The sequence below is a fragment of the Bifidobacterium sp. MSTE12 genome (assembly GCF_000513015.1).
GTDB classification, from domain to species: domain Bacteria; phylum Actinomycetota; class Actinomycetes; order Actinomycetales; family Bifidobacteriaceae; genus Bifidobacterium; species Bifidobacterium dentium.
Map to the genome: position 1 here is coordinate 263,947 of NZ_AZYA01000034.1, position 13,479 is coordinate 277,425.

General features: G+C 58.3%; 13 protein-coding genes. 11 read left to right on the plus strand and 2 right to left on the minus strand.

Translation table 11 applies throughout. From position 1 onward, the window contains the following. Window positions 1-69: 69 nt before the first annotated feature. Window positions 70-1,599 carry a substrate-binding domain-containing protein gene (locus HMPREF1494_RS07745; protein ID WP_003841676.1) on the minus strand — a complete coding sequence of 510 codons (1,530 nt, stop codon included), beginning with the start codon at window positions 1,597-1,599 and terminating at the stop codon, window positions 70-72. A gap of 140 nt (window positions 1,600-1,739) precedes the next feature. Continuing rightward, window positions 1,740-2,960, minus strand: coding sequence for an NADP-dependent isocitrate dehydrogenase (locus HMPREF1494_RS07750; protein ID WP_034521727.1), 1,221 nt, complete (start codon window positions 2,958-2,960; stop codon window positions 1,740-1,742). A 136-nt stretch (window positions 2,961-3,096) separates the two neighbouring features. Here HMPREF1494_RS07750 and HMPREF1494_RS07755 point away from each other — a divergent pair, with 136 nt between their 5' ends. From HMPREF1494_RS07755 to rlmN, 11 genes are all read left to right on the plus strand, one after another. Continuing rightward, complete coding sequence (locus tag HMPREF1494_RS07755; protein WP_034521734.1) at window positions 3,097-4,221, plus strand: GuaB3 family IMP dehydrogenase-related protein; 1,125 nt, start codon at window positions 3,097-3,099, stop codon at window positions 4,219-4,221. Between the two features lie 135 nt (window positions 4,222-4,356). Continuing rightward, complete coding sequence (locus tag HMPREF1494_RS07760; protein ID WP_034521737.1) at window positions 4,357-4,986, plus strand: hypothetical protein; 630 nt, start codon at window positions 4,357-4,359, stop codon at window positions 4,984-4,986. Between the two features lie 115 nt (window positions 4,987-5,101). Then, entirely contained in the window at window positions 5,102-7,150 is a 2,049-nt protein-coding gene (locus HMPREF1494_RS07765; protein ID WP_003840044.1) for an AMP-dependent synthetase/ligase, read from the plus strand. 2 nt (window positions 7,151-7,152) lie between these two features. After that, complete coding sequence (locus HMPREF1494_RS07770; RefSeq protein WP_033488936.1) at window positions 7,153-7,638, plus strand: peptide deformylase; 486 nt, start codon at window positions 7,153-7,155, stop codon at window positions 7,636-7,638. A gap of 281 nt (window positions 7,639-7,919) precedes the next feature. Then, complete coding sequence (rpsB, locus tag HMPREF1494_RS07775; protein ID WP_003840047.1) at window positions 7,920-8,738, plus strand: 30S ribosomal protein S2; 819 nt, start codon at window positions 7,920-7,922, stop codon at window positions 8,736-8,738. Window positions 8,739-8,811: 73 nt separating this feature from the next. Continuing rightward, entirely contained in the window at window positions 8,812-9,663 is an 852-nt protein-coding gene (gene tsf, locus HMPREF1494_RS07780) for a translation elongation factor Ts (protein ID WP_003840049.1), read from the plus strand. A 31-nt stretch (window positions 9,664-9,694) separates the two neighbouring features. Next, window positions 9,695-9,844, plus strand: coding sequence for a hypothetical protein (locus tag HMPREF1494_RS11500; protein ID WP_003843583.1), 150 nt, complete (start codon window positions 9,695-9,697; stop codon window positions 9,842-9,844). Then, on the plus strand, window positions 9,841-10,590 hold the full coding sequence (pyrH, locus tag HMPREF1494_RS07785) for a UMP kinase (RefSeq protein WP_003840051.1): 750 nt from the start codon (window positions 9,841-9,843) through the stop codon (window positions 10,588-10,590). Before HMPREF1494_RS11500 ends, pyrH begins: the two co-directional genes overlap by 4 nt. Before the next feature lie 48 nt (window positions 10,591-10,638). Beyond that, window positions 10,639-11,193, plus strand: a complete 555-nt coding sequence (gene frr / locus HMPREF1494_RS07790; protein WP_003843546.1) for a ribosome recycling factor — start codon at window positions 10,639-10,641, stop codon at window positions 11,191-11,193. A gap of 56 nt (window positions 11,194-11,249) precedes the next feature. Beyond that, a complete protein-coding gene (locus HMPREF1494_RS07795) occupies window positions 11,250-12,236 on the plus strand; it encodes a phosphatidate cytidylyltransferase (protein WP_012902172.1) in 987 nt (328 codons plus the stop codon). A 25-nt stretch (window positions 12,237-12,261) separates the two neighbouring features. After that, window positions 12,262-13,443 (plus strand): 23S rRNA (adenine(2503)-C(2))-methyltransferase RlmN, encoded by a 1,182-nt coding sequence (gene rlmN, locus HMPREF1494_RS07800; RefSeq protein WP_129879345.1) that lies wholly within the window; start codon window positions 12,262-12,264, stop codon window positions 13,441-13,443. The last annotated feature ends 36 nt before the right edge of the window (window positions 13,444-13,479 follow it).

A 13,479-nucleotide genomic window follows, 5' to 3' on the forward strand; every position in this document is an offset into this window, starting at 1 on the left:
TGGCGCAAGGGCCCGTACCGGAGATTGCGGTGCGGGCCCTTGCGCCACTTACGAATTCGATGGAATCGGTCACATGCCGGCATCGGCAAGTGAGATGTATCCCGGTTCGATGAGCGTGTTTTTCAGATTATAGGCGCTGACCGCCAAGGTGTCTTCCTGGATGGTGGGCGTCTTCTGGCCGCCGACGGTGGTGGTATCGACGAACCGCAATCCGCTGATCTTCCGCGCCGCGTTGAAGCGTACGCACACCTCGGCGATATCCTGTGCAAAAGCCTTGCGATTCTCCAGTGCGGTCATCCATTGCTGACCGTTCACGATGCTCGGCATGGAACTCGCATAGGCTCCATAGCCAGTGACGATCGGCCATTGCGCATTCTTCTTGTCGATGGATTCGTCCTTGCCGGAATCGTCGGTGGACTCATCATCGTCATCTGACTCCGGGGCCTTGACGGGATCGGGGACGGCTTTTTTCTTCAAATCATGTTTGCCGGCGATGTTGTCCATGATCCCGGAAATCGTGATCGAAGGATTGACATCCGCCGCCGAACCGGTATACGCCAAATCCGTCAGCTCGGCGATGACCGAGTCCGCCACGAAGTCGTTGCAGGCGATGATGCCGTCGATACGCGTATGGCGAGATTTGTCCTTATCCATGCCGAGGCGTTCGGCCAGCGCCTGCTTGACCTGATCGCTTTTGGTGGCTTCGAACGCCACTTCCCGCCAGTCGTCATCGGTGCTGGAAGCAGTCAGTTTGCCGGATGGACTTATGGCTTTGCCGTCTTTGAAGTACGGGCTCAGCACCTTCCAGATGCCTTTGAACACCGATTGCGCGAAAGTCGCATCGGCATTCTGACCGTTCTCATCGGTCGTATCGTAGGGAAGCAACACCTCGATATGCTTTGGATTATCCGAACTCGTCTTATCCAAAGCCAGCTTGTTCACCAGCTTCTGAGCCTGCAGCATACCGATTTGTTCGGCGTCGGACATCTTCACGAAGGCATCCGGAACGTACCCCTGTAGGCTGTTGGAGATCAGTACCACCTTCATTCCCTCATCCTGGGCGAGTCGCAGTGCCGCGACCATTCGTTCCGCGGATTGCGCGTAATCCTGCTCGTCCTCATCAGAGGAATCCTCGTTCCAGGTGATGGCGCGGCTCACATAATCGCCGTATTGCCTGTCTGATTCGGTGGTATTCGCCACCGGGGCCACAACTAGCGTGGTCTTCGTTTTCTTGGCGGAGCCCGTTACATGATTCACCACGTAATCCTGTACGTTCTGGCTTTGCTTATCTAGGCTCGAAGCGGTTTTGACGGTGATGTTCCCGCCGCTTACGCCTTTGGATTTCAAGGAGGATACAATCTCCGGCACCAGTTTTTCCCATTTGCTCAAGGGAGTTTGCTGCGAGATGGTGATGCCGTCCGAGGGGGCGAAGATCACGACATTGCCATCCTCCGTCGTGCTGGATGCGCTGGTGGAGGATGACGTTGTCGACGAGACGTCGTCGCCCGATGTCGAACAGGCGGTCATGGTCAGGAGCAGCCCCGCCGATGCCGTCAATGCGAGCAGTCGTTTCGCCATAGCCGTGCAGTGCAATGTCATGCCGTCGTTCCTTCGCTGGTGTCTCTGATATTCCTATGCTGACCATGATTGTAATATCCGGTCATCGAAAAGGCCCGAACATATGCGTGAATGCGCACATATTCAGGCCGTAAACATATGAAACGGGGAAGGAGGGGCTCCTATGCCGTCAGAGCCGCGGCAAGTGCCTCGTCAAGGGCGTCCATGAAGCCTTCGGTGTCAAGCCAAGGCTGATCCGGGCCGATCAGCATGGCCAGATCCTTGGTCATCTTGCCACCTTCCACGGTGTCGACGATGACTTTCTCCAGCGTTTCGGCGAAATGCTTGACTTCTGGCGTATTGTCGAGCTCCGCACGGTGCTTGAGGCCACCGGTCCACGCGAAGATGGATGCGATCGGATTGGTGGAGGTCTTTTCACCCTTCTGCCAACGGCGATAGTGACGGGTCACGGTGCCGTGTGCGGCCTCGGCTTCGACGGTCTGGCCATCGGGGGTCATGAGCACGGAGGTCATCAGACCGAGTGAACCGAAGCCCTGTGCCACGGAATCGGATTGCACGTCGCCGTCATAGTTCTTGCAGGCCCAGATATAGCCACCGTGCCACTTGAGGGAGCTGGCCACCATATCGTCGATCAGACGATGCTCATAAGTCAGACCGGCCGCTTCGTACTTACCCTTGTACTCCGTTTCGAAGACCTCGGCGAAGATGTCCTTGAACTGACCATCGTATGCCTTGAGAATCGTGTTCTTGGTGGATAGGTACACCGGATAGCCGCGCATCAGGCCATAGTTGAAGCAGGCACGTGCGAAACCGCGGATCGAATCGTTGACGTTGTACTGCACCTGGGCCACGCCGCCGTCGGCACCATAGTTGTAGACCACATGCTCAATCGGCTCGGAACCGTCTTCCGGAGTGAAGGTGACGGTGAGCGTACCGGCCCCTGGCACCTTGAAATCGGTGGCTTTGTACTGGTCGCCAAAGGCATGGCGGGCCACGACGATCGGCTTGGTCCAGCTTGGAACCAGACGCGGCACGTTGCTCATGACGATCGGCTCGCGGAAGATGGTGCCACCAAGGATATTACGGATGGTGCCGTTGGGGGACTTCCACATCTTCTTGAGGCCAAACTCCTTGACGCGGGCCTCGTCCGGTGTGATGGTGGCGCATTTGACGCCGACATGCTCGCGCTGGATCGCCTTGGCCGCGTCGATGGTCACCTGATCGTCGGTGGCATCGCGGTTCTCGATACCCAGATCGTAATAGTCGAGATCCACATCGAGATACGGCAGAATCAGACGATTCTTGATGTCCTTCCAGATGACGCGGGTCATCTCGTCGCCGTCGAGTTCGACGACCTTGCCTTCGACCTTGATTTTGGCCATGTGTTGCCCTCCTGTCGGGATTGAAGGTTATGTGTTCCGTCATAGCGGAAGTGTGTTAATTCCGTGTGGCGATGTCCAAATTCGACAGGTGGACACGGTGCGCCCACTGTCATTGCTGAGCATTAGCCTTGAAGTCATGTCTCAGGAAATTGAAATCGGTTTGGGCAAGAAGGGCCGTCTGGCCTATTCGTTGGACGATGTCGCTATCGTTCCCTCCCGTCGTACTCGCGATCCGCAGGATGTATCGACCTCATGGCAGGTCGATGCCTATGAATTCGATGTTCCGGTCATCGGTGCGCCGATGGATTCGGTGACCAGCCCGGCCACCGCCATCGCCATGGGCAAGATGGGCGCGCTGGGTGTGCTGGATTTGGAAGGCCTGTGGACCCGATATGACGATCCGCAGCCGTTGCTTGACGAAATCGCACAGTTGCCTGCGGATCAGGCCACCGGACGCATCCAGCAGATCTACGCCGAGCCGATCAAGCCGGAGCTCATCGTGCAACGTCTGCATGAAATCCGTGACGCCGGAGTCACCGTAGCCGGAGCCTTGTCTCCGCAGCGCACCCAAGACTATTATTCGACTGTGCTCGATGCCGGTGTCGACCTGTTCGTCATTCGCGGCACCGTGGTGTCCGCCGAACATGTGTCGAAGAACCATGAGCCGTTGAATCTCAAGAAGTTCATCTACGATCTGGATGTGCCGGTCATCGTCGGCGGTGCGGCCAACTACACCGCAGCGCTGCACCTGATGCGTACCGGTGCGGCCGGTGTGCTGGTCGGGTTCGGAGGCGGTGCGGTCTCCGCCAATCGCAACACCATCGGAGTTCATGCCCCGATGGCCACCGCCATCGCCGACGTGGCCGAAGCCCGTCGTGACTATATGGATGAATCCGGCGGCCGCTATGTGCAGGTGATTGCCGATGGCAGCATGGGGGACTCCGGCAGTTTCGTCAAGGCGTTTGCACTTGGTGCCGATGCCGTGATGCTCGGTTCGCCGTTGGCTCGAGCCGAGGAGGCTCCGGGTCAGGGTATGCATTGGGGTACCGAAGCCCGTCATCAGACGCTGCCACGTGGCTTCCGTACGAACGTCGGTACGGTAGGGTCTTTGGAGAGCGTCCTGTTCGGCCCAAGCCATCAGGCCGATGGCACCACCAACTTCATCGGCGCCCTGCGACGTGCCATGGCTACTACGGGTTATGTCGATCTCAAGAGCTTCCAGCGTTGCTCGGTGACGGTCGCCCTACGTAGCACCCGCTGACATCCACCCCTGATAGGGGTTATCCACATATTCACAAATCCCTTCCGCCGATTTGACGGAAGGGATTTTTAACGCTGTAATAGGGGTACCCCCATATTCAATGGTGAATATGAACGTACAAGAAAGGGGAGCCCCATGAAGGATCCCGAAGAAGACGTCCCCCCTCCCGATGATGATCTGCAGGAGCAGGAGGAGGACGAACAGGAGGACGATGAAATTTCGGAGGATATTCCGTCCTCCGGGTTGGATGCCGTACTGAATCCGAATGGCGATACCAATATGATGTGGCAAGAGTATCTCACCAAGCAGAAAACGCCATTGCCCGTCTTCGACGGATTCATCGCCGCCGAACTCTCCGCCGAGCCCATTCCATTTCACTTCGTGCGCACTGATGCCATGGAATGGGATCCTCAGCAGGCTCATGCCATGGCAATGAACTCGGCACGTATCGCCTGTGATTCCGCCGATATCTTCCGTGGCAGGACGAAACCGGCGCGCATTGAACGCAGGATGACTCCGACATGCCTGAAACGTTTGGAAAACGCTTCCCAACTGTTGGTCGAACACATGCGCAGAGATGCGAGATTGCACGCCAGAATCGGAATCTTGCCGGTCATCATGGGATCCATCAACGGATGGTTGGTCAATCCTCAAAAATTCGACTGCGTGGTCATGTTGCGCATCGGTGCCGAACGAATGTGTTGCAACATGGTGTTCGAACGAATGGGAACAGCTTGGAAATGCGCATATTCTGATATCGGCTGACGTTTCCCACCATCGCTGGAAGAAAAACAGGCAAAACCCTTGAAAACGGCGAAAAATAGCCATTTTCAAGGGTTTTCAGCGTGCCTTGAGAAAGTGGCAACTACTATAGGGACTCATGTTGCGTGAATTTATACCGGAACCTGCGTACAGCACCACTGATGAGGACACCGTGTATTCGTTGCTCTCCAAACGGGCGGAGCGGAATCCCGACGATCTGATCGCCCAGTGGCAGGATGATGAGACCCGGCACTGGCATGATGTGACCGCCGGACAGATGCTCGATCGAGTGAACGGCGTGGCCAAAGGTCTGCTCGGACTCGGAGTCAAGGCCGGTAGCATGGTGGTCATCTATTCACCGACCTGCTACGAATGGGGCGTCGTCGATTTCGCATGCGCCGCGATCGGCGCGGTGAGCGTACCCGTGTACGAAACGGATTCAGCCAGGCAGGCAGCCTCCATTATCGAAGAGGTGAACCCGGTTATCGCCTTTGCCGGTGATTTCGCGCATACACAGACACTGGAACAGATTCGCGACAGCCACGATGGCTTGAAGTACGTGTTCAATTTCGAGGCGGATGGCCTCGATGCCGTCGCCGATTTCGGCCAGGCGGTCGACGGCAATACGCTTGACAGGGCCATCGCGCGGGTCAAGGCCGATGACATGCTGACCATCGTCTATACATCGGGTTCCACGGGCAAGCCAAAAGGCGCGATGCTATCGCATCGCAATTTCACTCATATCGTGCTCAACGGCTACATCATTCTCGACGAGATGCTCTACCAGCCGAATCGACTGATGCTGTTCCTGCCGTTGGCGCACTGTTTTGCCAGGTACATTCAGTACGTGGCCATCGGCGGCCAAGGCGTGGTCGGTTACCTGCCCGGGGCCAAGCATTTGCTGGCCGATTTGCGCAGTTTCAAGCCCACCTATCTGCTCGGCGTGCCGCGCGTATTCGAAAAGGTGTACAACGCGGCCTCGCAGAAGGCCGGTGCCGGCATCCGCGGCCGTCTGTTCGCCAAGGCCTTCGAACATTTCGTGCGCTGGTCCAAGGATGAGCAGGAGACCGGTCGTCATTCGCTCACCTCGCGTGCCGAGCATTCGTTCTTCATGTCCACCGTAGGCAAGTCCATTCGTTCGGCGCTTGGCCCGAACATGCGCTATCTGGCGTGCGGCGGCGCACCGTTGAACGTCGATCTGGCCCATTTCTTCAATGGCATGGATGACATTACGTTCATTCAGGGGTATGGCATGACCGAGACCGCGGCCCCGATGATCGTCAACTGGCAGGATGCCAATCGCGTAGGATCAGTAGGCAAGCCCGGTCCCGGCATGGGGGTGCGCGTCGACGATGACGGCGAGCTGCTCGTCGAGGGGCCGAATGTGTTCCTCGGCTATTACAAGAAGCCCGAGCTTACCGCTGAGGTCAAGCTGCCCGATGGATGGCTGCGCACCGGAGATCTCGGCACCATCGACGATGACGGCTTCGTGTACATTACGGGTCGTAAGAAGGACATCATCATCACCGCCGGCGGCAAGAACGTGAGCCCCGCCCCGATGGAGGACATCATCAATACCTGCCCGATCGTTTCGCACAGCGTGGTCGTGGGGGACGGCAAGCCGTTCATCGGCGCATTGATCGAACTCGACCCGGATATGGTGCGCTCCTGGCTCTCCCAGCAGGGCCTTGATGCCGATATGCCGTTGTCGCAGATTGCGGACAATGATGCGGTGCGCGCCTTTATCCAGCAGTACGTCGAAAAAGCCAATTCCAACGTGTCCCGTGCGGAATCGGTGCGCAAGTTCGAGGTGCTGGACGAGGAATTCAGCCAGGACAACGGCACGTTGACCGCCAGTCTGAAGGTGGTCCGCCCGAAGGTGCTGCAACGGTACGCCGAAACGATCGAAAACGTGCTGTACGCGCCGAAGCCTTCCGGGAAACCATTGCCGAAGACCGTGCAGATTCTCGACCGCACTACGGAAACCGTCAAGCAGGCATCCGAAAGCGTCCGTCAGGCATCGGAATCCGTGAGTCCGAAGGTTCGGCAGGCATTTGATACCATGCAGGAGAAAATCAAGAGACAGACTGAGGAATCGCATGGCGAAGCTGAGACGCCGGACGATTCCGCAGCATCTGAGGCAACGATTACAGACGAGGAGAAATAATCTTGGCAATTCGTGAGATTCGAGTCGTGCCAGACCCGGTGCTACGTACCCCATGCGACCCCATCAAGGAAATCACTCCGGCCGTGCGCCACTTGGTGCAGGATCTGCTGGACACCGTTGACGATCCTGGCCGTGCCGGCCTGTCGGCCAACCAGATCGGAGTGAACCTACGTGCGTTCTCCTACAACATCGATGGCAAGATCGGCTATGTCCTGAATCCCGTGCTCGAAGAGACCAGCGGCGAACAGTACGGCGATGAGGGTTGCCTGTCGGTACCGGGCCTGTGGTACAAGACCCGCCGTGCCGATTACGCCCGGGTACGAGGCATTGATCTGGACGGAAACCCGGTCGTACTGGAAGGGCATGGCATCATGGGCCGCATGTTGCAGCATGAGACCGATCATCTGGATGGCCATGTCTATCTTGACCGTCTCGAGAAGGAAGAACGCCGCGAAGCGATGCGATACATGCGCAATCACCGTCAGTAGGTTTCCGTTCCGGCAAAGAGCTTGGAATTACACCTGTTGACAGGGTTTGGCAGGGTCCCGTCCGAAAAAGACGGGACCCTGTGGTATCTTCATACTTCGTATGCCACCCGGTGAGAAGTGCAGTCGCAAGCGCTTCGAACCAACCATTATCGTCAACCGGCATGCAGCAAATTCGCGTCATGTTCGCGACGACCTGTGTCGGTCGGCCCCGCCTCCAAGGCGAGGTTGCACGCAGGGACGCATGACCAGGCAAGAACCGACAAGAAAGAGGTAGCGATACCATGGCTCAGATCACTATGAGCGATATGCTGAAGGCAGGTCTGCACTTCGGCCACCAGACCCGTCGTTGGAACCCGAAGATGAAGCAGTTCATCCTCACCCAGCGCAACGGCATTCACATCATCAACCTGTTCAAGTCGCTCGATATGATCGACGCCGCCTATGACTTCATCAAGGCCACCGTCGCTCATAACGGCACCGTGCTGTTCGTCGGCACCAAGAAGCAGGCTCAGGAAGCAGTGTCCTCCCAGGCCACCCGCGTGAACATGCCGTATGTCTCCGAGCGCTGGCTCGGCGGCATGCTGACCAACTTCCAGACCGTGTCCAAGCGCGTCTCCCGTCTCAAGGAACTCGAAGAGATGGACTTCACCGACGTGCATGGCTCCGGCCTGACCAAGAAGGAACTGCTGCTTCTCGAGCGCGAGAAGGACAAGCTGGCCAAGCAGCTGGGCGGTATCCGTAACATGAACCGTACCCCGTCCGCCATGTTCGTCGTTGACGTCAACAAGGAAGCGCTGGCCGTCGAGGAAGCTCACAAGCTGGGCATCCCGGTCGTCGCCATCGTCGACACCAACGCCGATCCGGAGTCCGTCGAATACCCGATCGCCGCCAATGACGACGCCATCCGCGGCATCGAGCTGCTGACCAGCCTCATGGCCGATGCAGTGGCCGAAGGTCTGCTGGAGCGTTCCGGCAAGGCCGCCAAGGCCGAGGGTGAGACCGAGCAGCCGATGGCCGCTTGGGAGAAGGAGCTCCTGACCGAGGGCGCTCCGGCCTCCGAAGCTCCGGCTGAAGCTGAAGGCGAAGCCAAGGCTGAGTGAACACATCCTCTATGATGGGAGGTGCAATGCCTCCCATCATATGGGACATTATTTTTTCAGAGGAGACAAATCAATGGCAGCAATCACTGCAGCTCTGATCAAGCAGGTGCGCGAGGAAACCGGCGCCGGCATGATGGACGTTAAGAAGGCCCTGACCGAGGCCGAGGGTGACGTGGCTCGCGCCAAGGAGATCATCCGCGCCAAGGGTATCCAGGCCGCAGGCAAGCGCGAAGGCCGTAAGGCCCAGGAAGGCACCATCGCCTCCAAGGTCGTGGAATCCGCCGATGGCCAGACCGGTTATGCCGTCGAGCTTAACTCCGAGACCGACTTCGTGGCCAAGACCCCGAAGTTCGTGGAATTCGCGGACAGCGTTCTCGAAGACGCCGTCAAGGCCGAGGCATCCTCCGTGGATGAGGTCCTGGCTGCCGCCTCCGGCGACGCCACCGTGAAGGAAGCCGTCGAAGAGGCTGCGGCCCTGTTCGGCGAGCACGTCAAGGTCGGCCAGTTCGCCAAGGTTGCCGGTCCGCACGTCGAAATCTATGCCCACAAGAAGTCCGCTGAGATGCCGCCGAGCATCGTGGCCATGATCGCCACCGACGAGGCAGGTGCCGCCGTGGCTCACGAGGCCGCTCTGCAGATCTCCGCTATGGGCGCTCAGTGGCTGACCCGTGAGGACGTTCCGTCCGATGTGGTCGAGTCCGAGCGTCGCGTGGCCACCGAGAAGTCCCTGGCCGAAGGCAAGCCGGAGAAAATCGTTCCGAAGATCGTGGAAGGCCGTCTGAATGCCTTCTACAAGGAGAACGTCCTGCTTGAGCAGTCCTACGTCAAGGATCCGTCCAAGACCGTCGGCGACCTGTTCAAGGAAGTCGGTGGCGCCGCTCTGGCCTTCGCTCGCGTGGAGGTCGGCAAGGGCGAAGCCGAGTGAACTCGCTTACGGTAAAGCCGGGACGCATCGCATGACGATGTATCCCGAAGCGGCCATCATCGTACATGATGGCCGCTTTTTGTTTTATGGGCTGTGTCGTTCAAGTGCGGTGTCGTTGTTTGCCGATAGTCTGGAGAGCGGTAAATTTCGTGAGTTTTCGGGCAAGAAAGGCTTTTCATGACTGGCGAAAACACTGGTGACAATCCGCGTAGGGTGCTACTCAAGCTCTCCGGCGAGGCATTCGGTGGCGGCAAGGTCGGCATCGATACGACCGTGATCCGACGCATCGCAGGTGAAATCGTTCCCGCTGTCCAGCAGGGCGTGCAGGTAGCGATCGTGGTCGGCGGCGGTAACTTCTTCCGTGGGGCGGAACTGCAGCAGGCTGGCATCGACCGCTCCCGCGGCGACTACATGGGCATGCTTGGCACCGTGATGAATTGCTTGGCATTGCAGGATTTCCTGGAACAGGAAGGCCAGGCCACCCGAGTGCAGACCGCCATCACCATGGGACAGGTCGCCGAACCGTACATTCCTCTCAAGGCCATTCGTCACCTCGAAAAGGGCCGTGTCGTAATCTTCGGTGCCGGTGCGGGCATGCCGTATTTCTCCACCGATACCGTGTCCATTCAGCGTTCTCTGGAAATTCATTGCGACGAGGTGCTTATGGGCAAGAACGGTGTGGACGGCGTCTATACCGCCGACCCACGCAAGGACGAGAACGCCAGGCGTTTCGCGACCTTGAGCTATAACCGCGCGCTTGTCGACAACCTGGCCGTCATGGACGCCTCGGCACTTTCCATGGCGCGCGACAACAAGCAGCTCATTCGCGTGTTCGGTCTTGAAGGCGAGGGCAACGTCACCCGCGCTTTGCTCGGTGAGGAAATTGGTACCATGGTTTCCACTGCGGAATCCTCGTTGGCCGAGTAACGACATTCAACGTCGAATATCGATCAATCACAAACAAGGAGTATGAATATGGCAAACATCGTCGATCAGGCCAAGGCCCAGATGGCCAAGTCCGTCGAATCCACCAAGGAGAACTTCTCCGGCATCCGTACCGGTCGCGCCAATCCGGCCCTGCTCAACGGCATCACCGTCGATTACTACGGTGCGCCGACGCCGCTGAAGGCCGTCGCCACCATCGGCGTTCCGGAACCACGCACCCTGTCCGTCACCCCGTTCGATGCCTCGCAGGCCAATGCCGTGGAAAAGGCCCTGCGTGATTCCGATCTTGGTGCTAGCCCGCGCCGTGACGGCAACGTCATTCGACTGACCATGCCGGAACTTACCGAAGAGCGTCGCAAGGAATACGTCAAACTCGCCAAGGGCAAGGCGGAAGACGGCAAGGTCGCCGTGCGCAACATCCGCCGCAAGACCAAGGAGTCCATCGATAAGGCCATCAAGGATGGCGACATGGGCGAAGATGAGGGCGATCGTCTCCTGAAGGAGCTCGACAAGGTCACCAAGCAGACTACCGACGAACTCGACACCCTGCTTGAAGCCAAGCAGAAGGAGATTATGGAGGTCTGATTCACAGACATTCATAATCGACGATCGACGTCAGCGAAGACACTCAAGGAACCATGATGGAGCATCAGGAACAGCGCGAGAAGGAAGCCGAAGAGGCCATCAACGCCATCAATAAGAGAACCGGGCGCAATATGCCGCAGGCCATCGCCACCGCGGCCGTGCTGGTCATACTTATTCTGGCCTGCCTGCTGATCAGCATAGACCTGTTCGTCTATCTTGTCGTGCTGTTCATGCTACTTGCCTTGTGGGAGCTGCGCGTCGATTTCGCCACCGCCGGATTGCATATCCCGGTGGTGATGTTATGGATCTGCTCCACGGCGACCTTGCTGGCCACCTTCTACAGTGATCGGCACATCGTCGCCATGACGATCTGCGTGCTGGTGTCCCTGCTGCTGGTCGCCATGGCGGCAAGCGCCAAAGTGACGTTCGGCAGCAGAATCTCGTTGGCCGTCGCCAACAAGCTGTCCCACACCGATGCCGGTGCAAGACTCGAATCATCATTCAACCATGAGCAAGGCGAAATCAGCCACAGCCGTCTGAGCCATGTGGCGGTCTCCATGTTCACCGTACTGTATATTCCACTGCTCGCCTCCTGTCTGATCATGCCGTTGACGTTCAACGATCATCCGGTGGCGCATGCCATCATGCTGGTGTTCATGCCGGCCCTGAGCGATACCGGCGGTCTCTTCGCCGGAGCCTGGCTGGGCAAGCACAAGCTCAGTCCCCGTATTTCACCGAAGAAGTCCTGGGAGGGCCTGGCCGGCTCCATCGTGTTCGCCATGGTGGGCGCGTTCGTGGTGATGTTCTGCACCTATGACGCTTCCGTTTGGATGTCCCGCTGGTGGGTGCCCGTCATCGCCGGCATCATGATCGGCATCGCCGGCACGTTCGGCGACCTGTGCGCATCCATGCTTAAGCGTGACATCGGCATCAAGGATATGGGCCATCTGCTCAAGGGGCATGGTGGCGTAATGGATCGCGTCGACTCCATACTGCTGTGCGCGCCGTTCGTGTGCGTACTGCTGTGGGCCACCGGCATGTGATGAGCAAGAGGATTGATTGACCGCAATGAATGATTCCATGGACACCGTGAAGGATCTGCCTGAAACCGGTATTACGCCGGGAGGCACCACCAGTGCGTTCCGTGACGTGCTTTCCAAGGACCATGCCCGTCGAGGCAAGCCGCCGCTGCATTTCGCCGATATGTCCGAAGACGAACGGATCGCCAAGGCCAAGGAGCTTGGTCTGCCGAGGTTTCGGGTCAAGCAGCTTGCCAACCATTACTATGGGCATTTCGATGTGGATGCCGAGGAATTCTCCGATTTTCCCGCGAACAAGCGTGCCGAAGCGGCGGAAGCGTTTTTCCCGACGCTGATCACCGAGGTCACCCGGCAGGTAGCCGATGAAGGCACTACCATAAAGACGTTGTGGCGCCTGTTCGACGGCTCGTTGATCGAATCCGTGCTGATGCGTTATCCGACACGCACCACGCTCTGCATTTCCAGCCAGGTGGGTTGCGGTATGGGCTGTCCGTTCTGCGCCACCGGCAAGCTTGGACTGACACGTAACATGTCCGCGGGGGAGATCGTCGAGCAGGTGCGTGTAGCGGCGAAGGCCATGCGCGACGGCGAGGTTGCCGGCGGTCCCGGACGTCTGAGCAATATCGTGTTCATGGGCATGGGCGAACCAATGGGCAACTACAGGTCCGTATTGAGCGCGGTCCGGCAGATCAGTGCCATGCCACCTGAAGGTTTCGGCATCTCCGCACGTAATATCACCGTATCCACGGTCGGTGTGGTTCCAGGAATCAAAAAGCTCACCGCAGAAGGCATTCCGGTGCGTCTGGCGGTATCTCTTCACGCTCCCAGCGACGAATTGCGTGACGAGCTGGTGCCGATGAACAAGCGTTTCGACACCACTCAGGTGTTGGATGCGGCTCACGACTACTATCTGGCTTCCAAGCGCCGCGTCAGCATTGAGTATGCGTTGATGCGCGGCATCAACGACCAAGCCGAGCATGCCCGTCTGCTGGCGAAGCGCCTCAACCATTACGGGGATAACTGGGCCCACGTCAACCCCATTCCGCTCAATCCCATCGAAGGCTCCAAATGGACGGCATCCAAGCCGGAAGATGAGCGGCGGTTCCTTGACATCCTGCATCAGGCGGGGGTCACCGCCACCTTGCGCGACACCCGCGGGCAGGATATCGATGGTGCCTGCGGGCAGCTTGCGGCAAAAGAACGGCAATAGTCTGTCCGCTACTCGGACTTCATACGAATATGCGTA